The following is a 25,810-nucleotide window of genomic DNA, read 5'->3' as shown; positions in this document are numbered from 1 at the left end:
ACAAGTGCGTTAGTGAACGCTCGCGTTCACTGTCGCGTCCACGGTAGTGAGTCCTCCATAGTGAACGCAAGCGTTCACTTAGATTGTGGTCGTGCGGCGTGTCCCCCCGTCGTCGCCGCGCGTCTTCCCCATGTCCCCGGAATCCCCGCTTCCCCTGCTCGCTGGAGAAACTCAGATGGTTACCTCGCGCTGGACGGCCGCCCCCGCTCAGGCGTCCTCCCTCCGTCGGCGCGGCGCCGTGCTCGAGCGCGCGATCCTCGACGCCGCGCTGGAGCAACTCAGTACGGTCGGCTGGAAGGGCCTCACCATGGAGGGCGTCGCCGCGGGCGCCCAGACCGGCAAGGCTGCGGTCTACCGTCGCTGGCCCTCCAAGGAGGACCTCGTCGCCGACGCCCTCAAGGCCGGACTGCCGCTGATCGACGAGGCGCCGGACCTGGGCGGGCTCCGCGAAGACCTCCTCGCGCTCTGTCGGCAGGCGCGCGACGCGATGTATTCACGTCCCGGCTTCGCCCTCCGCGCGGTGATTCACGAATGCGACGACGCTCAGGCGGAGCGCTTCCATGGCGTGATCTTCGGCGGGGTAGTGGAGCCGACACTAAGGCTGCTCGGAGAGGTCATCACCCGTGGAATCGAGCGGGGAGAGGTCCGTGCCGATGCCGCGAACAGCTACGTCTTCGACGCGATCCCGGCGATGATGATGTACCGCTCCAAGATGAGCGGAAGCGAATGGAGCGACCAGGAGCTGCAGGAGATGATCGACCAGTTCATGGTTCCACTGCTGCGACCGAGCGGCGACTGAGGGGGCCTGGCGGCGGTCATGGGGCCGCGGGCTGAGGGGGCCTCGCGCCCACTGTGACGCCACTCGGGGAACCGGGGTGTCGCCGGGTGATCCAGGCGGCGTACGCTAAGGGCGCCATGCCGTACGAACCACCTACACACACCGTCGAGCGCTCCCTCCGCGCCACGACCGGAGCGAAGGTCATTGCCGGTGTCGACGAGGTGGGGCGCGGTGCGTGGGCCGGCCCCGTCACCGTCTGCGCGGCGATCACCGGACTGCGCCGACCCCCCGAAGGCCTCACCGACTCCAAGCTCCTCACCGTCAAGCGACGCACCGAGCTTGCCGAGGTACTGCGGACGTGGGTGACGTCGTACGCCCTGGGGCACGCGTCCCCGGAGGAGATCGACGAGCTGGGCATGACGGCCGCTCTGCGTCTGGCGGCGGTCCGCGCCCTGGAGACCCTGCCGGTCCGTCCCGAGGCGGTGATCCTCGACGGCAAGCACGACTATCTCGGGGTCCCGTGGCGGGTCCGTACGGTGATCAAGGGTGACCAGTCGTGCGTCGCGGTCGCGGCGGCCTCGGTGATCGCCAAGGTTCAGCGCGACAAAATGATGGCCGAACTGGGTATCGACCATGCAGACTTCGGTTTTGCGGACAATGCCGGGTATCCGTCACCCGTGCACAAGGCCGCGCTGGAGGAGCGGGGACCCACCCCGTACCACCGGCTGTCGTGGGCGTATCTTGATGCGCTGCCCCAGTGGCGGCATCTCAAGAAGGTCCGCAGCTGGGCGGACGGACGCGTTCCGGAGATCGAGGGCCAGCTCGGCTTCGATTTCTGACCGTTCCGCTCGCACTTATGTGCCACCCGCCGACGCGAGCCGCACCAATGTTTGATAAAAGTCAGCTCATGCCTCTCCTTCCCGAGGAGCCTCAGATTCACGAGAGTGCCCAGGGTCCCCGCGCCACTCCGGCCAGTGGCCGTACCGCGCCGACCCCCCGCCCCGTACCCGGCCCCCGGCCCGCGGCGCACCCGCGTCCCGGTCGTCCCGGCCCCCTCCGCCCCACGCCTCCGGTGCAGCGTGCGCCGCATGACGTGGCCGCCAAGCCCGGACCGTCGGGCCCGGCGCCCCGCGCCGCCGCTCCGGCCCCGGCGACCCCGCAGATCCAGCTGATCCCGGCCTCCGCCGACGGCGCGCTCGACGCCGCCGAGGAAGCCGTGGACCTGCTCCTGGAGTCGGGCCGTGCCCCCGGCGACGTGCTGGTGATCACCACCGGCGAGCAGCACCCGTGGGCCACCCACGAGCTGTCCTTCGGCGAAGCCTCCTACTGGGCCCAGCACGACGCGGGCGACGACGTCTTCTACCTGGACGCCGACGCCGCCGGCCGTGCCGCCACGCGCCCCGTCGTCGTGGTCGCCGTCAACGGCGGTGCCGACGCCGTTGCCGCGACCGTTCTGCCCCTGGCCCACAGCCGGGCCGGCGCTCTGCTGATCGTCTGCGGCGACCCGCAGCAGATCAACTCGGTGCTGGGCGCGGGCGTCTGAGCCCGTACCGGTGAACCCGAGGGGACGCCGGGGTGACGAAGGCGCCGCCGCGGCGGCGCCTGCACGGTGGGAGGTTTGTCGTGCGCGGACGCCTGAGGGCGGTCCGTGCGCGTGCCCTCGCCGAGGTCGGTTCCGGCGCGGCTGAGAGAGCCTCGGGAAGCTCCGTCGTCGTCTCTCCCCGTGCACGCGGGGCGACCAGGCATGCGCGGCTGCCCGGTGACCTTGGGCTTCCCGCATGCGCGGCTCTCGCGCCGTACGACGCCTTGCGACGCCGCACGTTCGCCTGCGATGACGTGTGACGCCGTACGACATGAATGCACGGCGGAGCCGAGTGATCCATGGATGTCGTGGACGGGACGGCCGGTTCGTCGTACCGGAAGGCGCCTCGGGGCACCTTCCGGCCGGAGTCTCAGCGGGCTGCCGCGCGGCGCAGTACCTCGGACGCGGCACCACCGGTGCGCGGCAGTGGAGGCGGTGCCTCGGACAGGGCGAAAGGTTCCGGCGCCGACGTGGAGTTGGGCCGACGGCCGCCGCGGCCCTCGCCGAGAACCTGCCAGCCGTCACGGGTGAGCGTGATGTAGGCGCCGCAGCGCAGTCCGTGCAGCGTGCAGGCGTCGCGCAGCCCCCACATCCACGCGCCGTCCTCCTCCGTCCAACGCGCGTCGCCGTCACGGCAGTACAGCAGCACGGCCGTACGCACCGGAGTGCGGCGGCGCAGGTCGTGCGGGATGACCCGGCGCAGCTGGGCGAGCAGCGCGTTGCGGAACATCCAGCCGTCGGCTGGTGCCGGGCGGCGCGTGAACGAGGCGCTCGCGCGCAGCCGTTCGTCCGGATCGAGGACGGCGACGATCGCCGTCGCGGTCGTCGGACGATGCCGGGAGTGCAGTCCGCTCACGACCTCGCGGGGATTGCGCAGCAGGGGAATCCCGGCTGCGGCCCACTCCGCGGGTTCGAGCAGACGGGTCAGCGGGTTGGATGCGGCGGACAGGTCGGCAGACGTCGACGTGGATGCTGCCGAAGACGGAGCGAATCCGAAGGTCACGGTCCTCCCTTCGGCTACGCGCCCACAGCTGCGGGCGAGGTCGGATTCGGGGGAACGCACGCCGCAGCAGAGCCCTACCGGACCACGGGCGAGCCGTGCGGGGAGCGGAGTTCAATTCTTCCTGTCGAACTTGGATGCGGCAACGAGCAATTGGGGCCACCGACCGGTATCTGACGGTGTGTGGTTTATATCCCTACCCGGTGTTTCACCCTGCGACGCCAGACACGCGCGCGTGCCTGACGCACAGGATGCCTGGTGTCACGCGTTGTGAAGTGGCCGATTGTCAGTGCCATCGGGTTGCATGGAGACATGGACAACCTGGAGCTCCGTGCCGAAGCCGATGCCGTCCTCGCCGAGCTGGTCGGGGCCCCGGACGGCTCCGCGCGGTTGCGGGAGGACCAGTGGCAGGCGGTCGCGGCGCTGGTGGAGGACCGACGGCGCGCGCTGGTGGTGCAGCGCACCGGCTGGGGCAAGTCGGCGGTGTACTTCGTCGCCACCGCGCTGCTGCGCCGGCGCGGCGCGGGACCGACCGTGATCGTCTCGCCGCTCCTGGCGCTGATGCGCAACCAGGTCGAGTCGGCGGCGCGGGCCGGGATCAGGGCGCGCACCATCAACTCGGCCAACCCCGAGGAGTGGGACACCATCCACGAGGAGGTGGAGCGGGGCGAGACCGACGTGCTTCTGGTCAGCCCCGAGCGTCTCAACTCCGTCGACTTCCGCGACCAGTTGCTGCCCAAGCTGGCGGCCACGACCGGTCTGCTGGTGGTCGACGAGGCGCACTGCATCTCCGACTGGGGGCATGACTTCCGGCCCGACTACCGCCGGTTGCGGGCCATGCTCACCGAGCTCGCTCCCGGTGTCCCGGTGCTGGCCACCACCGCGACGGCCAACGCGCGCGTGACCGCGGACGTGGCCGAGCAACTCGGCACCGGCGCAGGAGAGGCGCTGGTGCTGCGCGGCCCGTTGGAGCGGGAGAGCCTGCGTCTCGGCGTGGTCCGGCTGCCGGACGCCGCACACCGCCTGGCCTGGCTCGCCGAGCACTTGGACGAGCTGCCGGGCTCCGGAATCATCTACACCTTGACGGTCGCCGCCGCCGAGGAGGCCACGGCCCATCTGCGCCAGCGAGGCCACCAGGTCGCCTCCTACACGGGGCGCACGGAGAACGCCGACCGGCTCCAGGCCGAGACCGACCTGCTGGAGAACCGGGTCAAGGCACTGGTCGCGACCTCGGCTCTGGGCATGGGCTTCGACAAACCCGACCTGGGCTTCGTCATCCATCTCGGCTCGCCGTCCTCACCGATCGCCTATTACCAGCAGGTCGGCCGCGCGGGACGCGGTGTCGCCCACGCCGATGTGCTGCTGCTGCCGGGCAAGGAGGACGAGGCCATCTGGCGCTACTTCGCCGACACCGCCTTCCCGCCGGAGGCACAGGTCCGCCAGACTCTCGCGGCGCTGGCCGAGGCGGGCAGGCCGCTGTCCGTGCCCGCCCTGGAGGCGGTCGTGGACCTCCGGCGCACCCGCCTGGAGACCATGCTCAAGGTTCTCGACGTCGACGGGGCCGTCAAACGGGTCAAGGGCGGCTGGATCGCCACCGGCGAGCCCTGGGTCTACGACGCCGAGCGGTACGCCTGGGTGGCACGACAGCGCGCGGCCGAGCAGCAGGCCATGCGTGACTACGTGAGCACGGCCGGGTGCCGGATGGAATTCCTGCGCCGCCAGCTGGACGACGAAGGGGCGGCACCCTGCGGCCGCTGCGACAACTGCGCCGGACCCTGGGCCGACACCTCCGTCTCGACGGAGACGCTGACGGCGGCGACGAAGGAACTGGACCGCCCGGGCGTCGAGGTCGAACCACGTCGGATGTGGCCAACCGGAATGCCCGCGCTGGGCATCGATCTCAAGGGCCGCATCCCGGCCAAGGAGCAGTGCTCCACCGGGCGCGCCCTGGGGCGGCTCTCCGACATCGGCTGGGGCAACCGGCTGCGCCCGCTGCTGGCCGAGGACGCTCCCGACGGCCCGGTGCCGGACGACGTGCTGCGGGCCGCGGTGGCGGTGCTCGCCGACTGGGCGCGTTCACCCGGCGGGTGGGCCTCCGGCGCCCCGGAAGCCGCCGCCCGGCCGGTGGGCGTCGTCGCCGTACCGTCCCTGGCCCGCCCCCGCCTGGTGGGTTCCCTCGCCGAGGGCATCGCCGGCATCGGCCGCCTGCCGTTCCTGGGCACGCTGACGTACACGGGCCCGGGGGGTGCGCACGCGGCCCGGCGCAGCAACTCAGCCCAACGACTCAGGGCGCTGTCCGGCAGCTTCGCCGTCTCCGACGAACTCGCCGAAGCGCTGGCCCGCACACCCGGCCCCGTCCTGCTCGTGGACGACTACACCGACTCCGGCTGGACCCTGGCGGTCGCGGCCCGGCTGCTGCTCCGGGCCGGGAGTGAGCGGGTGCTGCCTCTGGTGCTTGCTGCGGCAGGCTGAGTCGCTTCACCGGGGGCCACGGGCTGCCTTCACGGCTTGGCACGCGGTCGGCGGTCGGCGGTGCGACTGGGGTGAATTGACGTGTCCCTGGCTCGAGTTATCCACAGGCGAAAGCGGAATTCTGCGATTCGCGAGATCGTCTGGGCATGACGAACCACGGCGAAACGACCGGAACCCCTGAAAGCCATGGAACCGCCGAAACCGCGGCATCCGACTCGGAAGTCCCCACGACTCCCGCGAGCGACAAGGCGACGGGAAGCAGCCCCCGCAAGACGGTAGGTGCGCGCGACGAGCGCCTGGGCCAGGCGGAAGGCGTCGACTCCCTCGCATACGACGGCCACGGCGACGAACAGGTGACCCTGCGCACCCCGGCCGAACTGGCGGACGCCCTGCCCTATCTGCTCGGCTACCGGCCGGAGGACAGCATCGTGCTGGTCGCCCTCCGCGACAAGGACGGACGCGGCCGCTTCGGGGGCCGGGCCCGGCTCGGCATCCCCGCGAACACCGACGACTGGCCCGCCGCGGCCCGGCAGTTGGCCCACGGACTGGTCACCGGCAGTGAGCGCAGAGGAGCCCGTCCTGACCAGATGGTCGCCTACCTGTGCCAGGAGCCGGGCCGGGGAGAGTCGGGCCGGGATGTGATGGAACGACTCCGGCCGCTCGTCCAGCAACTGCGTGTCGAGTGCGGCTCCCGCGATGTGCCGGTGATCGAGGCGCTGTGCATTTCCGACGGCCGCTTCTGGTCGTACTGCTGCGTGAGCGAGGCGTGCTGTCCGCCTGAGGGGCAGTCGATGGGCCTGCCCGGCACCTCGGTGCTGGCCGCGGCCGCCACCTACGCCGGTCTCCAAGTGCGCGGCACCCTACGAGAGTTGCGGGCCAGGCTGATGCCCTGGGAGAACGCCGCCGCGCTGGCCCAGGAGATCGCCCTGGACACTGCCGGCATGGCCATCGTCCCGAGGATCCTCGACGAGGCCGGTCGCGCCGGCGTGGCCGCGGAGACCCTGGAGCTTGCCGAACAGATCATGCGGCGCTTCGAACAGGCGCCGTCCGTGTCCGGCATCCTCACCGCGGATCTCCGTGACGACCAACTGCTGGGCCACGACGAGGCCGCATCGCTGATCCTCGGCCTCCAGGACCGCACCACCCGTGACCGCGCGGCCGAGTGGATGGAAGGGGACGCGGCAGGTCCCGCCCTACGGCTGTGGCGCGCCCTCGCCCGACGCTGCGTCGGACCGTACGGCGAACACGCCGCCGCGCCGCTGACCCTCGCCGGCTGGGTCGCATGGTCGACCGGCGACCAGTTGGAGGCGAGGGAGGCCTTGGCCATGGCCCTGGGCGCGGACCCCGATTACCTCTTCGCCCGCCTGCTCCACCAGGCCTGCAACGAGGGGCTGGACCCGGAGTCGATCCGCCGTTGCCTGCGGGCGGAACGCGGGGACAGGGGGCAGACGGAGCCTGTGGGAGCGGGCGACTCCGCGGTTGGAGTGGGGCGGGCGGACCTGCCGAATCTGCCGGACCTGCCAGATCTGCCGGATCGGTCGGACGCGGGAAGCATGGCAGCCGACGAGGACGCCGTAGGGTCCGGCGAGGCCTCGTCCGTGTCGCTCGCGGCTCCCGCGGTGGGTTCTGGCCGTCGACGCCGGACGCGGTCCGCCGACGCGGGTGCGAGCGGTGCTCGTTCGGCGAAGGGGGAGCGGGAGGGGCGTGGCTCGGGGGTGGGTTCCCGGTCTCGTGCTGCGGCGGGGGGAGGTGCGCGGCCTGGTGCGGCGCGTCCGTCGGCGGGAGGCTCGCGGCCCGATTCGGCTCGTGGCGGTCGTACTCGTAAGGGTGTTGACGGCAGTGGCCGGGGGCTGCGTGGGGGTGGTGCGCGGTCTGGGGGCGTGGGGGATGCGGGGACTACATGATCGTGCGTGGGGGCGGGATGGCTGACGTGACGGCTACGACGGCTACGACGGCGGGGTCGGCCGAGGTGGCTGCGGGGGCTTTGGCGGCGTCGAGTGGGCTTGGGCCGTCCAGTGCCTGTGGCGTCAATCCGGAAGGTCACACGGAAGCGTGTGGGGCATGGTCGGCGAGGGCGAGGGCGAGGGCGACGGCGGGCGGCGGGCACACCTGCGGGGACGCGGCCGTCCGACCCCGCCGCCATCCGGTCTGCTTCGGTGGGCGGAGGCGTGACCCCGAGGAGCCCTGCTCCGTTCACCTGAGTGGCGGAACACGTGGACGGATCTGCCGCCGCACCTCCGTTCACGGTCCCGCCACGTTTCAGAGCCCCGCACCGCCGATGCCGCACCCGCCCGAGGCGCACCGAGCGCAGAAGAAGCCGCCCATGTATCAGCCGACTCCGCCCTCCACCGCCGACGATCCCCGCTCTGCCTCGGATTCGATGGCCTTACGGCCGCCGGACCGGGTCGTAGATCCCAGCCCGCCCTCCGCCGCGATGCCAGACCGACCACATCCCTCAAGCCCGCCGACGTCGGACCGGCCACATGCCTCAAGCCCGGCGACGTCAGACCGGCCACATGCCTCAAGCCCGGCGATGGCAGACCGGCCACATGCCTCAAGCCCGGCGATGGCAGACCGGCGCACGCCCCACACCCCGGGGCCAACCCGCACCACGGGGCAGGCACATCGTGCCCCGGCCGCACCGGCTCGCGGTGGCCAGTTCCCGTCCCCGTCGTCCCGTCGTCCCGCCGATCTGCCCTCCACCCACACCACCTTGATCTGCGTCGCCCTCCCGGGCCTCGCCATCTCCACGGAGCAAGGGCAGCTGACCGGTCGCGGGTTGGAGGGGTTCTACCGGGCCGGTCGGCGTGTGCTGTCGCGCTGTCAGGTCCGGGTGGCCGGGCGTGAACCGCTCGCGGTGCAGGCGCGGATGACCTCGGCCGACAGCGCGCGGTTCCTGGGCACCGTCCGCACCTCCCCGCATGTGGGCCCGGACCCGGATGTGCTCGTCGAGCGCGTCCGGCACGCGGACGGTACGGAGCGGATCACCGTGCGCAGCGCGGCCGTTCGTCCGCTGCGGCTGCCGGTCGAGGTGGCCCTCGGCACGGATCTGGCCGACCTGGGCGCCATCGCAGCCGGTGGCCCGGGACCCGAACTGCCCGCGAGCGTCCATGACTCCGGTCTGCGCTGGTCGTCGCCCCTCGGGAATTCGTCGGTCACGGCCGACCCGCCGCCGGCCGACGCGCTGGCCTCGGCCGGACTGCTGCGCTGGGAGTTCGTCATGCCCCCAGGCGGCACCGCGAGCGTCGAGCTGCGGGTCCGCCCGGACGGCGCGGGACCCGTCCGGGCCGTGGGCCGGGCGGCGACGAGTCCTCTCGCTCCCGCCCGTGCGATGGGCGACGACCACAGGGCGCAGCACCTCATGCGGACGAGCATCGAGGATCTTCAGGCCCTGCTGCTGCGCGACCCTGCTCACCCCACCGACACACATCTCGCGGCCGGCGCGCCCTGGCGCTGTGGTCTGTCCCCGGCCGACGCGCTCGCCGCCGCCCGCATGGCCCTGCCGCTCGGCACCCGCCTCGCCGCAGGCACCCTGCGCACCCTCGCCCGCACCCAACTCCAGGGCCCGGGACCGCAGTCCGGCATGATCCCCGGGCCCAGACGCGACGCGGGCACGCATCTGCCACCGAGCTGCACCGGCACGGAAGCCACGCTGCTCTTCCCGGTGCTGCTCGCCGAAGCCCGACGCTGGGGCCTGCCCGAGGCCGATACGGAAGAGTTCCTGCCGGCCGCCGAGCGCTGTCTGACCTGGCTGCGGACCACCGTCGGCGATGCCCCTTACCTGTGCGATCCGCAGCCGGGCGGGCCCCGGCGCTGCGAGACGCAGGCACACGCCCACCGCGCGGCCCTGCTCGGCGCCGACCTGCTGGACACCTGCGGCAGACCGGGTGGTGCCGGGCTGCGGCAGTGGGCGCAGCAGCTGCGGACCGGCTTCCGGGAGGACTTCTGGATCGACGACTTGGGCGGAGGCCGACCCGTGGCAGCTCGTGCTCCGGACGGCCGTCCCGTCCCGCAGTTGGGCGCGGCGGCGGTCCACCTCCTCGACACCGGTCTGCTGGGCGGCGGTGAACTGGCCTCCGGGCTGCTCGACAAGGTGCAGACCGAACAGCTCGCCCGACTGCTCGGCGGGCCCGCCATGGACTCGGGGTGGGGGCTGCGCGGGCTGGGTGCGAAAGAGGCGGGGTACAACCCGTTCGGCCACCGTGGGGGCGCCGTCAGAACGCAGGAGACGGCGGTCGCCGTCGCGGGCCTGGCCGCCGCCGGCTACGAGAAACAGGCGACGTCACTGCTCCGGGGCACGCTGGCGGCGGCCGAGGTCTTCGGTCACCGGCTGCCCGAGATGTACGCGGGGGAGCAGCGCACCGAGGCGAGCGCCCCTGTCCCGCACCCGGCGGCCTGTCGGCCCGCGGCCACGGCGGCGGCCGCGGGGGTGCTGTTGCTGACCACGCTCGCGGGCATCCGCCCTGACGCCCCGGCGGGGACGGTCACCCTGCGTCCCGTACGCAGCGCGCCGCTGGGAGAGATCGTTCTGACCGGGCTGCGGATCGCGGGTGCCCCGTTCTCCGTACGGGTCGGCCGCCTCGGTCTCGCCATGGTCGAAGAGGCGGCCGACGGGCTGCAACTGGGAGTGTGACCTCGTACGACACGCTGCTGCGGCGATGTCGGGAGCGGGCGAGGAGCACGTTCCGGACGGAAGTGGATCAGCCACCGATGCGGCCGACGAAGGGAGTGTTTATCGTCAGGCAGACGACTATGATCGCCGCATGCCCTACGACCCGTCAGCCTTTCCGCCCTTCGCCGTCACCGTGGACCTGGTCGTGCTGACCGTGCGCCGTCATGCTCTGTGCGCGCTGGCGGTGCGCAGGGGCGAACCGCCCTTCCAGGGGCGCTGGGCGCTTCCCGGCGGTTTCGTACGGGCCGACGAGGACCTGTCGCAGGCGGCGGCCCGCGAACTCGCCGAGGAGACGGGGCTGCGCGCCCACGAACCGGCCGCCCCGGCGCAGGACAACGGCGCTCACCTGGAGCAGCTCGCGACCTACGGCGACCCCAAGCGGGACCCTCGGATGCGGGTGGTCAGTGTCGCGCACCTCGCGCTCGCCCCCGACCTGCCCGCACCCCGAGCGGGCGGCGACGCGAGCAACGCGCGCTGGGCGCCGGTCGAGGAACTGCTCCAGCAGGGGGGCTACGGCCGCGACGGCGAACCGGTCGCGCCGCTCGCCTTCGACCACGCGCAGATCCTGTCCGACGGTGTGGAACGCGCCCGTTCCAAGATCGAGTACTCGTCGCTGGCCACGGCGTTCTGCCCCACCGAGTTCACCGTTGGAGAGCTGCGCCGCGTCTACGAAGCGGTGTGGGGGGTGGCACTGGACCCGCGCAACTTCCACCGCAAGGTGACGGGGACGCCGGGCTTCCTCGTCCCAACGGGCGGTACCACCACACGCCAGGGCGGCCGCCCCGCGCAGCTCTTCCGGGCCGGCGGTGCCACCCTCCTCAACCCGCCGATGCTGCGCCCCGAGGTGTGACGCGGAGTCAACCTCCGTCGTCTTGGCGGGCGGTGGGACATCGGGCGGTGTCCGCAGGGGCGGTTGGGCGGCGAACACTGGTCCGAAAGGCCTGACTACCGCCTGCGGAGCGGGCCTTGCGGTACCGAAAAAACGGACATAGCGCGCTATCTTGCTGCGGGTGATCCAGGCCTTCGGACTGACCAGCAACCCCCGCAAGGAGCTTCCGCCCGCCGTCGACGACGTCTCCTTCGAAGCCCGGGCAGGCCGCGTCACCGCGCTGCTCGGCGCCCCGGGGGCGGGCAAGACGACGGCGCTCAGGCTCATGCTCGAACTCCAACAGGGCCGCGGCGTCACCTACTTCAGAGGCCGCCCCCTGCACCGGATCGCCCACCCCTCACGCGAAGTCGGCGTGCTCCTCGGCGATGTGCCGGGCCACCCGGCGCGCACGGTGCGAGGACATCTGCGGATGTTGTGCGCCGCCGCGGGGGTTCCGGTACGGCGTGCCGACGAGGTGCTGGAGGTCGTCGGGCTCGTCAGCCTCCGCGAGGAACGGCTCGGCACGCTGTCGCGCGGCATGGACCGCCGCCTCGGCCTGGCCTGCGCCCTGCTGTCCGACCCGCACACGCTCGTGCTCGACGACCCCGCCGAGGGGCTCTCCGCCCGGGAGGGCAGATGGCTGTACGGCATGCTGCGCGCCCACGCGACGCAGGGCGGCACCGTGCTCATCACCACCGCCGACCCCAAGGAGGCCGCCCGCACCGCCGACCGGGTCGTCACCCTCGACGGGGGCAGACTGGTCGCCGACCAGGAGGCCGCCGACTTCTCCCGCACCCGGCTGCGCCCCCGAGTCGCCGTCCGCACCCCGCACGCCACCCGCCTCGCCGCCCTCCTCACCAAGGAAGCCCGCACGGCACACCGCTCCGTCGAGGTCGTCCGCGAGGGCGGCAACCGCCTCTCCGTGTACGGCAGCACCTGCGCCGACGTCGGCGAGATCGCGTTCCGCCACGGCGTGCTCGTCCACCAACTCGCGGACGAGATCGGCGACATGGGGCCGGGCGCGGGAACGGCACCGTGGGAAACGGTGCCATGGGACGAAGGGCCCACCACGGATACCGCGCGGGGCTCCGGCGCCCCTCCGGCGGACTCGGTCGCGACTGCCGTACCCGCAGAAGACGATGCCCCGGAGAATTCCGGCACGCCTTCCACGCACCCGGCCGACCCCGGCCAACCCGGACAAGCGGACGTCCCGCAGGGCACCGACGGCCCTTCGCCGGAGCTGACGGCCCTCAGCGCCGTACCGCAACCCCTGACGGACTCACCACCGTCAGGCCTCGCCAGAGACGGCAAGCCGCACCGGGAACAGCCCTCGCCTCCTGGCGCCCCCGAGACGGCGCGTCCCTTTGAGCAAGCCTCGCTTCCCGCTGATCCGGAATCGACGCGAACCCCTCTAGGGATCTCGCCTCCCGTCGATCCCGAGTCGACGCGAACCGCTGTAGGGACCTCGCCCTCCGCCGATCCCCAGGCAATGTCAGCCCCCGCTCGAATCACCCACCCCCCGGTGATCGCCAAGCCCAATACCCTGTCCGAACTTCCACCCCCCATCTCCGTCCGCCCCGCCCCCAGCCCCCTCCGCCCGCTCCGGTACGAGGTGCGGCGCGCGGCCGGGGTTGGGACCGGGTTCCTCACGGGGGCCGCCGTGCTGGTCGTGTCCGCCCTGACCGCCGTACTGCTCGCCCGCATCGGTCACACCCCGCAGCACCGGCTCCTGGCCGCGTGGCCGCGGGAGCTGCCGTTGCCGCCCGCGGCGCTCGGGGCGGGGTTGCTCGGGGCGTTCGCCTTCGGGGACGAGTTCCGCCACCCCGCTCTGGCGGCGGACCGGGGCAGCGTGCCCCGTCGGCTGGGGCTGCTCGCGGCCAAACTCGTCGTGTCCGCCGCCACCGCGCTGCTGCTGGCCTTCCTCACGGTGGGCTGCGACGCCGAAGTGCTCTATCTCGTGTACGGACGGGAGCTCGCACGAGTTCCCGCAGACTGGCTCTCGCTGGGCGCGAGTTGGACGGGGCTCGTCGTGGGCTGCGCCTGGGCGGGGGTGCTGGCCGCGGGCATCTTCCGGTCCACCACGGCCGGGCTGGCCGCCGTGGTCGCCGTACCCATCGTCGTCGTACCCCTCGTACAAGAGGCCTTGGAGGGACCGGCTGTGCGGACGGCCGCGGGATTCCCGATGCGGCTGCGCGAGACGTTTCTGCTCCAGTGGCCCTTCGGTGGAGAGCGCTATCTGTCCGGCGTGGTGCGGGTGATCGGCCAACCCGTGGGCGGGGCACTGACGTTGTCGTTGATGGCCCTGCTCTGCGCATATCTGCTCACGACCCTGCGAAGCAGGGTCCGATGACGACCGTCCGCGACCTTCCGGTCCCGCTCTGTGCACAACTCCCCAGGGAAAGCCCATTTCTTTCCGATAAGGCGTCAATTGCGACGGGGTGAGCGATCACCCTTTCGTGTGCTTTTCACCAAAGACCTCAAGGGAGTTGGGGACGGCGCCGACAAAGGATCCGTGAGTACCCTTGCGCACACCATGATGACCACCGCCCGCTCCGCAGACTCCGGTCTCGCCGGCCCGGGCGAACTCGACCGCTACCCCTACGCGGATGCGCCCGCCGCAGACCGCCTCGGCGCCTCCGCGTGGGACGCCGCGGAACCCGAGCTGGGCCGCGTGGGCCGACGCGCCGCGGGCAGCCGTGGACGCGGACTGCACGGCCAACTCGTCCAGCAGCTGGGCCAGATGATCGTCTCGGGCGATCTGGGCGCCGACCGCCCGCTGGTGCCCGAGGAGATCGGCCAGCGTTTCGAGGTCTCCCGCACCGTCGTCCGTGAGTCCCTCCGTGTCCTGGAGGCCAAGGGCCTGGTCAGCGCCCGTCCGAACGTCGGCACGCGCGTGCGCCCCGTCAGCGACTGGAACCTCCTCGACCCGGACATCATCGAGTGGCGGGCCTTCGGGCCGCAGCGCGACGACCAGCGCCGCGAGCTGAGCGAGCTGCGCTGGACGATCGAGCCCCTCGCCGCGCGCCTCGCCGCCGGTCACGGGCGCGAGGAGGTGCAGCAGCGGCTCGCCGACATGGTGGAGATCATGGGGCACGCCATGGCGCAGGGCGACGCGCTGACGTTCTCGCGCGCGGACGCCGAGTTCCATTCCCTGCTCATCCAGGTCGCGGGCAACCGCATGCTGGAGCACCTTTCCGGGATCGTGTCGGCCGCGCTCCAGGTGTCCGGCGGACCGGTCACCGGCTGCGACCGGCCGAACGAGGCCTCCCTGGCGCAGCACGGCAGGATCGTCGACGCCCTCGCCGCCGGCGACGGCATGGCCGCCGAGACCGCCATGCGCCAGCTGCTGACCGTCCACCCCGAGGTGGAGCGCGTGGTGCCGGCGCCGCGCGAGCACTGACCACGCACCGCGGGCGGCGCGGCCGGAGGGTGCCTCCCCCTCCTGGGCATCGTCCGGCCGAAGGGCCGCCTCCCGTCGGACCCCGCAGGATCCTTCGGAATCCTGCGGGGTCCGACGGTGCGGGCGAGGGGTTCGCGAGCTGGTTCGCAAGATGTTTTCTTCCTCCCGGCGCTCGCAGGTGACTCCCTCTGCCCGTGTCTGACCGTTTTTGAGCGCTTACGGGGTGTGACTCGGGCCACGCAGATTGGGCGTAACGCTCGTGGAAACAACGCGATGACCTAAGAGGTGACAGCCGCGGAGGGAATACGGACGCCATGAATGGCGCTGTGCATCTTCCCGGCCCCCGCCCGCACCGTCGGCCCATCCCCACGGCCGGTGGTCGGTTCCTGTCCAACCCGGACGGGGCCGGAAGCCGTTTTCCAACGTTCCGAGAGGTTGTTCGTGTCGGCCAGCACATCCCGTACGCTCCCGCCGGAGATCGCCGAGTCCGTCTCTGTCATGGCTCTGATTGAGCGGGGAAAGGCTGAGGGGCAGATCGCCGGCGACGATGTGCGTCGGGCCTTCGAAGCTGACCAGATTCCGGCCACTCAGTGGAAGAACGTACTGCGCAGCCTCAACCAGATCCTCGAGGAAGAGGGTGTGACGCTGATGGTCAGTGCCGCGGAGCCCAAGCGCACCCGAAAGAGCGTCGCAGCGAAGAGTCCGGCCAAGCGCACCGCCACCAAGACGGTCGCGGCGAAGACGGTGACCACGAAGAAGGCCACTGCCACCGCCACCCCGGCGGCACCCGCCGCCGAGGCCTCCGCCGAGGGCGAGGCTCCCGTGAAGAAGGCCGCTGCCAAGAAGGCGACGACCGCCAAGAAGGCCGTCGCGAAGAAGACCGTCGCCAAGAAGGCGACGGCCAAGAAGACCACCGCCGGCAAGGACGACGCGGAGGTTCTCGAGGACGAGGTTCTCGAGGACATCAAGCCCGGCGAAGAGGAAGAGGAGGGCGGCGAGAGCAAGGGCTTCGTCCTCTCCGACGACGACGAGGACGACGCGCCGGCCCAGCAGGTCGCCGTCGCCGGCGCCACCGCCGACCCCGTCAAGGACTACCTCAAGCAGATCGGTAAGGTCCCGCTGCTCAATGCCGAGCAGGAGGTCGAGCTCGCCAAGCGCATCGAGGCCGGTCTGTTCGCCGAGGACAAGCTGTCCAACGCCGACAAGCTCGCCCCGAAACTCAAGCGCGAGCTGGAGATCATCGCCGAGGACGGCCGCCGCGCCAAGAACCACCTCCTGGAGGCCAACCTCCGTCTGGTGGTCTCCCTGGCCAAGCGCTACACCGGCCGCGGCATGCTCTTCCTGGACCTCATCCAGGAGGGCAACCTCGGTCTGATCCGCGCGGTCGAAAAGTTCGACTACACCAAGGGCTACAAGTTCTCCACGTACGCCACCTGGTGGATCCGTCAGGCGATCACCCGCGCGATGGCCGACCAGGCCCGCACCATCCGTATCCCGGTGCACATGGTCGAGGTCATCAACAAGCTCGCGCGCGTGCAGCGCCAGATGCTCCAGGACCTGGGCCGCGAGCCCACCCCGGAGGAGCTGGCCAAGGAACTCGACATGACCCCCGAGAAGGTCATCGAGGTCCAGAAGTACGGCCGCGAGCCGATCTCCCTGCACACCCCGCTGGGCGAGGACGGCGACAGCGAGTTCGGTGACCTCATCGAGGACTCCGAGGCGGTCGTCCCGGCCGACGCGGTCAGCTTCACGCTCCTCCAGGAGCAGCTGCACTCCGTCCTCGACACCCTGTCCGAGCGCGAGGCGGGCGTCGTCTCGATGCGCTTCGGTCTCACCGACGGTCAGCCGAAGACCCTCGACGAGATCGGCAAGGTGTACGGCGTGACGCGCGAGCGCATCCGCCAGATCGAGTCCAAGACCATGTCGAAGCTGCGCCACCCGTCGCGTTCCCAGGTGCTGCGCGACTACCTCGACTAGGACGCGGTCGTACGACGTCGAAGGCTCGGTTCCCCTTCAGGGAGCCGGGCCTTCCTGCTGGCCGGGCGCGGCCTGGGGTGCGGGCCGTGCGCTCGTTCCAGCGGGTGCGGGGCGCGGCGGCGTGGATCACTCTGGGTTTCCCAAGTCCGACCCAGAGTGAGGAATGTGCATGCGTCGTCCCTTTGCCCGGGCGCTGAACCGGTCGCTGGTCCTGGCGGCCGTGGCGGGTGCCATACCGCTGGCGTCCGCCGCCCCCGTGGCCGCTGACAGCATCGTCGTAGGCGGATTTCCCGTCGACATCTCGGACGGCCCGTGGACCGTGGCGCTGTCCAGTCGTGACCGGTTCGGGGGTACGCGCGCGGGACAGTTCTGCGGCGGCGTGGCCATCGGCCGGACCACTGTCCTCACCGCGGCCCATTGCGTCAGCGAGGACGTCCTGGGGGCGCCGCCCGACCGGGTGCGCGATCTCAAGGTCATCACGGGCCGTACGGACCTGCTCTCGGACGAGGGTCAGGAGATCCGCGTACGGAGCACCTGGGTGAACCCGGGTTACGACACCGCCACCAACGCCGGGGACTTCGCGGTACTCAGGCTCGCCGAACCACTGTCGCAGGACTCGGTCATCACGATGGCTGCCGGTGGTGACCCGGCGTACGCACCGGGTACGGAAGCGACGGTCTACGGGTGGGGTGACGTCACAGGGGCCGGCGACTACGCGCACAGTCTGCGGGCCGCCCGCATCCATGTGCTGTCCGACAGCCTGTGCGAACAGGCCTATCCGGGCACTGCGGACGGCACCTACGTCGCCGACTCCATGCTCTGCGCCGGGGAGGAACAGGGCGGTCGGGACGCCTGTCAGGGGGACAGCGGTGGGCCGTTGGTCGCCCAGGGGCGGCTGATCGGGCTGGTGTCGTGGGGGAGCGGCTGTGCGCTACCGGGCAGCCCTGGCGTCTACACGCGCGTGTCCGACGTCGTACAGACGCTCGGGTGGGGCGGCAGGGCGGGAGAAGGCTCTCACGGGCCCTGAGAGGGCCAGGAGCGCTCTACCGGCGGGCCTCGGCGGTCGTACGAGGTGATCGTCGGTATGAGCGCGGACGGCCGCCCCTGCTTTCAGGGGCGGCCGTCCGCATGTCGGCCTGTGCCGGTGCTGGCTCGTCGTGGATGCGAGGTGTCAGCGCTCTTCTTCGGAGGCGGATGCCGGAACGGTCGTCAGCCGCTCCGTCTCGTCCTGTATCTCAGCGGCGATCTTCTTGAGTTCCGGCTCGAACTTGCGACCGTGGTGGGCGCAGAAGAGCAGTTCACCGCCGCTGAGCAGGACGACGCGCAGGTATGCCTGGGCGCCGCAGCGGTCGCAGCGATCGGCGGCCGTCAACGGGCTCGCGGGGGTCAGAACAGTAGTCACGTCGCCTCTTCTCTAGCTCGACGAGCTGTCGTACCAGGGTCAACATCCAACCAGCCCGAAAACGTTCCCGCTCGGGGCTTTTCCTCGAAAAAATCTTTCGAGGCCGGCCGTCTGCTGCCGGTTGGCGGCGAATGTGCCGTATTGCGTGTCTATGTGTCTTACGGGTTCGCGCTGTCTGTCGATGTCGGTCCTCCCGGCTGGCTTGCCGGTTGTTCATGAGGACGTGCCCGGAGCCTAAATGGTTCATGCCCCGAAGGGAACGTGATATGTACTTCACTCCATCGAGGGATCGAACATGCATGCGACTCTGGACTAGTGTGAGTTCAGACGAGGGTGGCGTTACAACGGCTCTACCAGGCCTCGGTACCCTCTTGGCGGCGGCCGAAGCCGCGCCCTTACCCACAAGGGCCACACCTGAAATTCAGCGAGGAGCGAACCGCGTGACCGCCGAGACGTCCGTGCCGTCCACAGCGCTGCTGGCAGGAGCAGACCGGGACGGTTCCAACTACACCGCGCGGCACCTGCTCGTCCTCGAGGGGCTCGAGGCCGTGCGCAAGCGCCCGGGCATGTACATCGGCTCGACCGACAGTCGTGGCCTGATGCACTGCCTGTGGGAAATCATCGACAACTCCGTGGACGAGGCCCTCGGGGGCTACTGCGACCACATCGAGGTCATCCTCCACGACGACGGGTCGGTGGAGGTCCGCGACAACGGCCGGGGCATCCCGGTCGACGTCGAACCCAAGACCGGTCTGTCCGGCGTCGAGGTCGTCATGACCAAGCTGCACGCCGGCGGCAAGTTCGGAGGCGGCTCCTACGCCGCCTCCGGCGGTCTGCACGGCGTGGGCGCCTCCGTGGTGAACGCCCTGTCCGCGCGGCTGGACGTCGAGGTGGACCGCAGCGGGCACACCCACGCGGTCAGCTTCCGGCGTGGCGTTCCCGGCGCCTTCGCCGGCGCCGGACCGGACGCGAAGTTCGACGCCACCGGTGGCCTGCGCAAGGCCAAGAAGATCCCCAAGACCCGCACCGGCACGCGCGTGCGCTACTGGGCCGACCGGCAGATCTTCCTCAAGGACGCCAAGCTCTCCCTGGAGAACCTCCACCAGCGAGCCCGTCAGACCGCGTTCCTCGTCCCCGGCCTCACCATCGTCGTACGCGACGAGTTCGGTCTCGGCGAGGGCGGCAGCAAGGGCGAGGAGTCCTTCCGCTTCGACGGCGGCATCAGCGAGTTCTGCGAGTACCTGGCGACCGACAAGCCGGTCTGCGACATCCTCCGCTTCTCCGGCCAGGGCACCTTCAGGGAGACCGTCCCCGTCCTCGACGAGCACGGCCAGATGACGCCCACTCAGGTCACCCGCGAGCTCGACGTCGACGTCGCGCTGCGCTGGGGCACGGGATACGACACGACGCTGAAGTCGTTCGTGAACATCATCGCCACCCCCAAGGGCGGCACCCATGTCGCGGGCTTCGAGACCGCGGTGACGAGCACCATGCTCGAGGTGCTGCGCGCCAAGAAGCTGCTGCGCGTCGCCGAGGACGACATCGTCAAGGACGACGCCCTGGAAGGTCTCACGGCGGTCGTGACGGTGCGCCTCGCCGAGCCGCAGTTCGAGGGCCAGACCAAGGAGGTCCTCGGCACCTCGGCGGCCCGCCGCATCGTGAACACAGTGATCTCCAAGGAGCTCAAGGCGTTCCTGACCTCCACCAAGCGCGACGCCGCGGCCCAGGCCCGGGTCGTCATGGAGAAGGTCGTCGCCGCCGCGCGGACACGCATCGCGGCCCGCCAGCACAAGGACGCGCAGCGCCGGAAGACGGCCCTGGAGTCCTCGTCGCTGCCCGCCAAGCTCGCCGACTGCCGCAGTGACGACGTCGACCGCAGCGAGCTGTTCATCGTCGAGGGAGACTCCGCGCTCGGTACGGCGAAGCTGGCCCGGAACTCCGAGTTCCAGGCACTGCTGCCGATCCGCGGCAAGATCCTCAACGTCCAGAAGTCGTCCGTGACAGACATGCTCAAGAACGCCGAGTGCGGCGCGATCATCCAGGTCATAGGAGCAGGGTCGGGCCGGACCTTCGACATCGACGCGGCCCGCTACGGCAAGATCATCATGATGACCGACGCCGACGTGGACGGCTCCCACATCCGGACCCTGCTGCTCACGCTGTTCCAGCGCTACATGCGGCCGATGATCGAGGCGGGGCGGGTCTTCGCCGCGGTGCCGCCGTTGCACCGCATCGAGCTCATCCAGCCCAAGAAGGGGCAGGACAAGTACGTCTACACGTACTCGGACCGTGAGCTGCGCGACAAGCTCATGGAGTTCCAGAGCAAGGGCGTCCGGTACAAGGACTCCATCCAGCGCTACAAGGGTCTCGGCGAGATGGACGCTGACCAGCTGGCGGAGACGACCATGGACCCGCGCCACCGCACCCTGCGCCGGGTGAACCTCTCCGACCTGGAGGCCGCCGAGCAGGTCTTCGACCTGCTGATGGGCAACGATGTGGCGCCGCGCAAGGAGTTCATCTCCAGCTCGGCGGCGACGCTGGATCGGTCGCGTATCGACGCGTAGCGGTGGGGGGCGCTGCGCTTGGGCTTGCACTTGGGATGGGGCTCGGCTGATCTGGGCTGGGGTTGGCCGGGGTTGGGCTGGGGTTGGTTTCGGGCCGGGCTCGGTTTTGGGGCTCGGTTGGTCCTGACCGGGTTCTGGTCTGGGGTCGGCCCAGCACTGCCCTGCCCTGCCCGGTCCTGACCGCGTCCGGGTCTGGGGCCGGCCCGGCCCTCACCGCGTTCAGGTCTGAGGCCGGCCCAGGCCTCGCCCTCCACCCGTGGGTGGACGCCCCCGTCTCTCTGCCTCCACCTTCGATCCACCCCAGCGCCGATCCGCTGACCTGCGAATTTCCGTAGCGTCGAAGGCGTCGGCAGCGCTCGCTGTCGGCAGCGTCCCCTTTGGCTCACGGAGGCACCGATGTCCGGGCTCGTCGACGGATTCCTGATCGCGGCCGTTGTCGTCGTGGTGATCGCGCGCCAGTTCCGCGCGCAGCGGATCGACACCGAGCGGCGCTGGTGGCTGCTGCCGGTCGTGCTGGCCGCCGTCGCCCTGCGCGAACCCGGCCTCATAGACGCCCACCACCACGCCGCCTCGGTCACCCTGCTCACGGCCGAGCTGCTCATCGGTCTCGCCACCGGCGCGGCCTGGGCCTGGACCTCCCGCGTGTGGACGGAGCCCGACGGCGCCGTGTGGAGCAAGAGCACCAAGGCGAGCGGCTTGGTCTGGCTCGTCGGCATAGCCCTCCGCGTCGGCCTCTACGCCCTCGGTGCCGCGCTCGGCATCCACCAGGAGTCGTCCGCCCTGCTCCTCGCCCTGGCTGCCACGCTGCTCGTCCGCGCGGGAATCCTCGCCTGGCGTGCCCAGTCTCCGCACCCGGTTTCCGTACTGGGTACGACGTACGGTGACGCCGTGCCCCGGTCCGCCTGGAAGGAGCGTGTGTGACGGAGAACGTGTGGACACGCTGGCCGTCCCGGGAGGCGCTCGGGCGCGAAGGGATCTCGCGGCCTCGGCGCCTGCTGGCCTGGGGAGTGAGGCTGCTGCTCATCTCTCTGCTGCTGTGGGGTGCCCTGACGAGCAGCTCCGCTCATGGCTGGAGAATCGCCGCGGGTGCCGGCGGATTCGTCGGCGCCGGGCTGCTGGCGTGGGCGTTCTACCGGTCCACGCTTCAGCACCGGCTCTGGCCCTCGCTGCTGTCGTGGGGGCTGCTCCAGGGAGTCGCGGTCCTGGCCCACGTTTCCGGGCTGCCGGTACCGGCCCTCGTGATCTGGTGCGCGTCCGCCGTCGCCGCGCTGGAGCGACTGCCCCTGGCTGTCGCCGTGCCGGTCACGGCGTTGGCGCTCGGCGCTTACGGAGCCTTCAACAACGACGATGTGCTGACGACCGTGGTCACCTGCCTGGGGCTGGCCCTCGCCGGGTACACGCTGCGCCTCGACGCCGAGGCCCGGGGCAACGCCCAGCGGCTGCTCGCCCAGGAGCGCGCCGCGCGGGCGGCCGAGGCGGAGTCGGCCGCGCTGGCGGAGCGGGCTCGTATCGCCCGGGAGATCCACGACGTGCTGGCCCACAGTCTCTCGGCGCAGCTTGTGCATCTCGAGGCCGCGCGGCTGCTGATCGAGCGGGGGGCGGACCGGGACCAGATCCTCGAACGAGTCGTGGCGGCCCGGGGCATGGCACGGGACGGTCTCACCGAGACCCGGCAGGCGCTGTCGGCGCTGCGCGGTGATCTCACCCCGCTGGAGGACTTCCTGACCCAGCTCGTGGAGACGAGTGCGGGAGCCGAGGTCACCATTACGGGTGAGCGCAGAGCCCTGCCGGCCGAGGCCTCGCAGGCGGTGCGGAGGGTCGCCCAGGAGGCCCTGACCAACGTCCGCAAGCATGCGCCGGGCGCCAAGGTGCAGCTTCGGCTGGCCTACGGGGAGCATCAAGTGACTCTGGATGTACGGGACTCGGGGGGATCGTCGGGCGAACTCACCGCCACGGGGGGCGGATACGGTCTGCTGGGCATGCGGGAGCGTGCCGAACTGCTCGGCGGTTCGCTGGACGCCGGGCCGGACGAGGAGGGATTCACGGTGACGCTGAAGGTGCCCGTATGACGGAGGAGTTCGACGGCAAGGTCGCGCGGGTGGTGGTCGCGGACGATCAGACCGTCGTCCGCGAGGGCATCGTGATGCTGCTGGGGCTGCTGCCGGGGGTCGAGGTCGTCGGAGCCGCCGGAGACGGGGACGAGGCGGTGCAGTTGGTCGCCGAACTCGCCCCGGACGTGGTGTTGATGGATCTGCGCATGCCCCGCTGCGACGGCGTGGCGGCGACCCGGCGGATCCGTGCCGAGTATCCGGGGACCCAGGTGGTGGTGCTCACGACGTTCGGGGACGACGAGTCGCTCTTCCCGGCGCTGAAGGCGGGAGCGCGCGGCTATCTCACCAAGGACGCGGGAGGCGACGAGATCGTGCGGGCGGTGCACAGCGTGCTGTCCGGGGACGCCGGGTTGTCGCCGAGCATCCAACGGCGGCTGCTGGAGCGGCTGTCGGAGCCCGAACCCCGGCCGGCCGAGCCCGCGGAGCCCCCGGACGGGCTCACCGCGCGGGAGACCGAGGTGCTGCTCCTCATCGCCGACGGGCTCAGCAATCAGGAGATCGCCCGCAAGTTGCATGTCTCCACGGCGACCGTGAAGACCCATATCAACAACATGTTCGCCAAGACCGGGCTCAAGGACCGGGCGCAGGCGGTGCGTTACGCCTATGCGAAGGGGCTTGTGCGACCTCCCACGGGTTGAATCACCTGATGGGGTGAAGCGCGAAGGGAAGAAGAGTCGGGGATCTTCCCGTTCTGTCCATCCTTGGGCATGCAGTCAAGCAACGGTCGTCCCCGCGGCGGCAGGGGTGGTCCCGAAAGCGCGGCCGAAAACCACGACGGGTTCGACCCGGCCCTCCTCGAGACGCCCGCGGCCGTGAGGTACGACGATCCCTGGTACGACGCACTCGCCTCCGGCTGGGGCGAATCGACCGGCGCTGGGGCTGGTGCGGCCGTCCCGCTGTCGGCCGTCGAGGCAGGGAGCACGGAGCGGGTGAACGCGGCTGCGGATGTGTATCTCCAGGTGCAGCGCAGCGCCGCGTTCCAGGAGGTGCGTAGTCGGTACCGGCGGTTCGTGGTGCCGGCGTTCATCGGGTTCTTCTGCTGGTACGTGGGGTACGTCGTGGCCGCGACGACCGCGCCCGGTCTGATGGCCCGGCCGGTGGCTGGCGCGGTGAACGTGGCGATGGTCGCGGGGCTGGGCCAGTTCCTCACCACGTTCCTGCTGACCTGGGCGTACGCCCGGCATGCCCGGCTGCGCAGGGACCGGGCCGCGTTGGAGCTGCGCTGGGACACCCAGGAGCTGACGCGTGGGATCCGGGGTGGTGCGTCGTGACCGGCGATCATCAGACGCTGGCGCTGCTGCTGTTCAGCGTGTTCGTCGCGGTCACGCTGGCGATCACGACATGGGTGAGCCGCAATCGGCACGGCTCGGCGGAGGAGTTCTACGCGGGCGGGCGGCTGTTCTCACCGATGGAGAATGGTTTTGCCATCGCGGGCGACTACATGTCGGCGGCGTCGTTCCTGGGCATCTCCGGGCTGATCGCGCTCTTCGGGTACGACGGGATGCTGTACTCGGTGGGCTTCCTGGTGGCGTGGCTGGTCGTGCTGTTCCTCGTCGCGGAACTGGTGCGCAACTGCGGGCGGTTCACGCTGGCCGACGTGGTGGCCGCGCGGATGAACGAGCGGCCGGTGCGCATCGCGGCGGGAACCTCCTCGGTCACCGTGTCCGTTCTGTATCTGGTGGCGCAGATGGTGGGTGCGGGGAGCCTGGTGGCGCTGCTGCTCGGTGGCACCGACGAGGCGGCGCAGACCTGGACCGTCATCGGCGTCGGCGCACTCATGGTGATCTATGTGTCGTTGGGAGGGATGCGGGCCACCACCTGGATTCAGATCGTGAAGGCGGTCATGCTCCTCGGCGGCACCATCGCGCTGACCGTGCTCGTCCTGGTGCGCTTCCACGGCGACTTCGACCAACTGCTGCTCAGTGCGGCCGAACGCAGCGGGCATGGCGAGAAGTTCCTGGCGCCCGGGCTGAAGTACGGCGGGGACTGGACCGCGCGCTTCGACTTCATCAGCCTGGGGCTCGCCCTGGTTCTCGGCACGGCAGGGCTGCCGCACATCCTGTCGCGCTTCTACACCGTCCCGACCGCTCGGGCGGCACGCCGGTCGGTGGTCTGGTCGATCGGGCTCATCGGCGGCTTCTATCTGATGACGATCGTCCTCGGTTTCGGGGCGGCCGCGATCGTGGGGCCGGAGGCGGTACGTGGGTCCAACGCGGCCGGGAACACGGCCGTTCCGCTGCTGGCCCTCGACCTGGGCGGCGGCGCGGACTCCACAGGTGGAACGGTTCTGTTCGCGATCGTCGCCGCCGTCGCCTTCGCCACGATCCTGGCCGTGGTCGCCGGTATCACCCTGGCCTCCTCGGCGTCCGTGGCCCACGACCTGTACGCCTCCCTGCGGCGCCGGGACGCCAAGCCCCGCAGCGAGGTCGCCGTGGCACGCGTCGCCGCCGTGGGCATCGGCGTGGTCGCTATCGCCCTCGGCCTGCTGGCCCGGGATCTGAACGTCGCCTTCCTGGTGGGCCTCGCCTTCGCGGTCGCGGCGTCGGCCAACCTGCCGGTGCTGCTGTACTCACTGTTCTGGCGCGGCTTCACCACCCGGGGCGCGGTCTGGGCGGTGTACGGCGGGCTGATCCCGGCCATGGTGCTCGTGCTGCTGTCGCCGGTCGTGTCGGGCAGCCCGGAATCGCTGTTCCCGGGCGTCGACTTCCAGTACTTCCCGCTGCAGAACCCCGGACTCGTCTCGATCCCGCTGGGCTTCGTCGCCGGCTGGCTCGGCACGGTCACCTCGGCGGAGGTGGCGGACGAGGCCAAGCACGCGGAGACCGAGGTGCGGTCGCTCACGGGGGCGGGAGCCGCGTAGAGGCGGCGCCTTCACTGGCGTACGGCGCCTGCCATGCCGGACGGTGCCTTCGCCGGCGGTGCTTTCTTCGCCAGCGGTGCTTTCTTCGTCGTACGGCGCCTTCATCGTCGTACGACTGGCGGAG

19 protein-coding genes are annotated in these 25,810 nt (G+C 71.0%); 17 read left to right on the top strand and 2 right to left on the bottom strand.

Features of this window, described 5'->3' with window-relative positions:
- Positions 1–175: 175 nt before the first annotated feature.
- From IQ210_RS21960 to IQ210_RS21950, 3 genes are all read left to right on the top strand, one after another.
- On the top strand, positions 176–799 hold the full coding sequence (locus tag IQ210_RS21960) for a TetR/AcrR family transcriptional regulator (RefSeq protein WP_194080765.1): 624 nt from the start codon (positions 176–178) through the stop codon (positions 797–799).
- Between the two features lie 116 nt (positions 800–915).
- Positions 916–1,617: a ribonuclease HII gene (locus IQ210_RS21955; protein WP_194080764.1), complete on the top strand. Its 702-nt coding sequence runs from the start codon at positions 916–918 to the stop codon at positions 1,615–1,617.
- Between the two features lie 68 nt (positions 1,618–1,685).
- On the top strand, positions 1,686–2,321 hold the full coding sequence (locus IQ210_RS21950) for a hypothetical protein (RefSeq protein WP_194080763.1): 636 nt from the start codon (positions 1,686–1,688) through the stop codon (positions 2,319–2,321).
- A gap of 409 nt (positions 2,322–2,730) precedes the next feature.
- Here the strand turns inward: IQ210_RS21950 and IQ210_RS21945 are convergent, their stop codons facing one another.
- Positions 2,731–3,363, bottom strand: coding sequence for a hypothetical protein (locus tag IQ210_RS21945; RefSeq protein ID WP_109495572.1), 633 nt, complete (start codon positions 3,361–3,363; stop codon positions 2,731–2,733).
- A gap of 309 nt (positions 3,364–3,672) precedes the next feature.
- Between IQ210_RS21945 and IQ210_RS21940 the strand changes: the two genes are divergently transcribed.
- From IQ210_RS21940 to IQ210_RS21905, 8 genes are all read left to right on the top strand, one after another.
- The gene (locus IQ210_RS21940; RefSeq protein WP_194080762.1) at positions 3,673–5,832 is read left to right on the top strand and encodes a RecQ family ATP-dependent DNA helicase; all 2,160 of its coding nucleotides are present in this window, start codon (positions 3,673–3,675) and stop codon (positions 5,830–5,832) included.
- A 146-nt stretch (positions 5,833–5,978) separates the two neighbouring features.
- On the top strand, positions 5,979–7,736 hold the full coding sequence (locus IQ210_RS21935) for a DUF4192 domain-containing protein (protein ID WP_194080761.1): 1,758 nt from the start codon (positions 5,979–5,981) through the stop codon (positions 7,734–7,736).
- Positions 7,737–8,548: 812 nt separating this feature from the next.
- A complete protein-coding gene (locus IQ210_RS21930; protein WP_322656478.1) occupies positions 8,549–10,465 on the top strand; it encodes a glycogen debranching N-terminal domain-containing protein in 1,917 nt (638 codons plus the stop codon).
- 130 nt (positions 10,466–10,595) lie between these two features.
- Positions 10,596–11,354: an NUDIX hydrolase gene (locus tag IQ210_RS21925; RefSeq protein ID WP_059198565.1), complete on the top strand. Its 759-nt coding sequence runs from the start codon at positions 10,596–10,598 to the stop codon at positions 11,352–11,354.
- Positions 11,355–11,514: 160 nt separating this feature from the next.
- A complete protein-coding gene (locus IQ210_RS21920) occupies positions 11,515–13,722 on the top strand; it encodes an ABC transporter ATP-binding protein (RefSeq protein WP_194080759.1) in 2,208 nt (735 codons plus the stop codon).
- Positions 13,723–13,884: 162 nt separating this feature from the next.
- Complete coding sequence (locus tag IQ210_RS21915; RefSeq protein ID WP_194080758.1) at positions 13,885–14,772, top strand: FadR/GntR family transcriptional regulator; 888 nt, start codon at positions 13,885–13,887, stop codon at positions 14,770–14,772.
- 441 nt (positions 14,773–15,213) lie between these two features.
- Positions 15,214–16,749, top strand: a complete 1,536-nt coding sequence (locus IQ210_RS21910; protein ID WP_194080757.1) for an RNA polymerase sigma factor — start codon at positions 15,214–15,216, stop codon at positions 16,747–16,749.
- Between the two features lie 169 nt (positions 16,750–16,918).
- The gene (locus IQ210_RS21905) at positions 16,919–17,776 is read left to right on the top strand and encodes a S1 family peptidase (protein WP_194080756.1); all 858 of its coding nucleotides are present in this window, start codon (positions 16,919–16,921) and stop codon (positions 17,774–17,776) included.
- A gap of 144 nt (positions 17,777–17,920) precedes the next feature.
- Here IQ210_RS21905 and IQ210_RS21900 read toward each other — a convergent pair whose 3' ends face one another.
- Complete coding sequence (locus IQ210_RS21900; protein ID WP_079309265.1) at positions 17,921–18,151, bottom strand: DUF7455 domain-containing protein; 231 nt, start codon at positions 18,149–18,151, stop codon at positions 17,921–17,923.
- Positions 18,152–18,591: 440 nt separating this feature from the next.
- On the opposite strand from IQ210_RS21900, the gene IQ210_RS21895 reads away from it, so the two are divergent.
- The 6 genes from IQ210_RS21895 to IQ210_RS21870 all read left to right on the top strand — a co-directional run bounded on the left by IQ210_RS21895 (position 18,592) and on the right by IQ210_RS21870 (position 25,686).
- On the top strand, positions 18,592–20,715 hold the full coding sequence (locus IQ210_RS21895) for a DNA gyrase/topoisomerase IV subunit B (protein ID WP_194080755.1): 2,124 nt from the start codon (positions 18,592–18,594) through the stop codon (positions 20,713–20,715).
- A gap of 396 nt (positions 20,716–21,111) precedes the next feature.
- The gene (locus tag IQ210_RS21890) at positions 21,112–21,636 is read left to right on the top strand and encodes a CcdC protein domain-containing protein (protein WP_194080754.1); all 525 of its coding nucleotides are present in this window, start codon (positions 21,112–21,114) and stop codon (positions 21,634–21,636) included.
- Positions 21,633–22,784, top strand: coding sequence for a sensor histidine kinase (locus IQ210_RS21885; RefSeq protein ID WP_194080753.1), 1,152 nt, complete (start codon positions 21,633–21,635; stop codon positions 22,782–22,784). Before IQ210_RS21890 ends, IQ210_RS21885 begins: the two co-directional genes overlap by 4 nt.
- Complete coding sequence (locus IQ210_RS21880) at positions 22,781–23,464, top strand: response regulator transcription factor (protein WP_194080752.1); 684 nt, start codon at positions 22,781–22,783, stop codon at positions 23,462–23,464. The genes IQ210_RS21885 and IQ210_RS21880 overlap by 4 nt, the downstream gene beginning before the upstream one ends.
- Before the next feature lie 69 nt (positions 23,465–23,533).
- Entirely contained in the window at positions 23,534–24,097 is a 564-nt protein-coding gene (locus IQ210_RS21875; RefSeq protein WP_194080751.1) for a DUF485 domain-containing protein, read from the top strand.
- The gene (locus tag IQ210_RS21870) at positions 24,094–25,686 is read left to right on the top strand and encodes a solute symporter family protein (RefSeq protein ID WP_194080750.1); all 1,593 of its coding nucleotides are present in this window, start codon (positions 24,094–24,096) and stop codon (positions 25,684–25,686) included. Before IQ210_RS21875 ends, IQ210_RS21870 begins: the two co-directional genes overlap by 4 nt.
- Positions 25,687–25,810: the final 124 nt, after the last annotated feature.

Source organism: Streptomyces justiciae (assembly GCF_015163075.1).
GTDB classification, from domain to species: Bacteria; Actinomycetota; Actinomycetes; order Streptomycetales; family Streptomycetaceae; genus Streptomyces; species Streptomyces justiciae.
Note: the sequence above shows the minus strand (reverse complement) of the source record. Positions and strands in the feature narration are given on the sequence as shown.

What these genes read in the sequence shown, in the direction of transcription:
- IQ210_RS21880 (WP_194080752.1), top strand. Translation starts at nt 22,781, where the DNA reads ATGACGGAGGAGTTCGACGGCAAGGTCGCGCGGGTGGTGGTCGCGGAC.
- IQ210_RS21950 (WP_194080763.1), top strand. Translation starts at nt 1,686, where the DNA reads ATGCCTCTCCTTCCCGAGGAGCCTCAGATTCACGAGAGTGCCCAGGGT.
- IQ210_RS21890 (WP_194080754.1), top strand. Translation starts at nt 21,112, where the DNA reads ATGTCCGGGCTCGTCGACGGATTCCTGATCGCGGCCGTTGTCGTCGTG.
- IQ210_RS21940 (WP_194080762.1), top strand. Translation starts at nt 3,673, where the DNA reads ATGGACAACCTGGAGCTCCGTGCCGAAGCCGATGCCGTCCTCGCCGAG.
- IQ210_RS21905 (WP_194080756.1), top strand. Translation starts at nt 16,919, where the DNA reads ATGCGTCGTCCCTTTGCCCGGGCGCTGAACCGGTCGCTGGTCCTGGCG.
- IQ210_RS21955 (WP_194080764.1), top strand. Translation starts at nt 916, where the DNA reads ATGCCGTACGAACCACCTACACACACCGTCGAGCGCTCCCTCCGCGCC.
- IQ210_RS21925 (WP_059198565.1), top strand. Translation starts at nt 10,596, where the DNA reads ATGCCCTACGACCCGTCAGCCTTTCCGCCCTTCGCCGTCACCGTGGAC.
- IQ210_RS21960 (WP_194080765.1), top strand. Translation starts at nt 176, where the DNA reads ATGGTTACCTCGCGCTGGACGGCCGCCCCCGCTCAGGCGTCCTCCCTC.
- IQ210_RS21935 (WP_194080761.1), top strand. Translation starts at nt 5,979, where the DNA reads ATGACGAACCACGGCGAAACGACCGGAACCCCTGAAAGCCATGGAACC.
- IQ210_RS21875 (WP_194080751.1), top strand. Translation starts at nt 23,534, where the DNA reads ATGCAGTCAAGCAACGGTCGTCCCCGCGGCGGCAGGGGTGGTCCCGAA.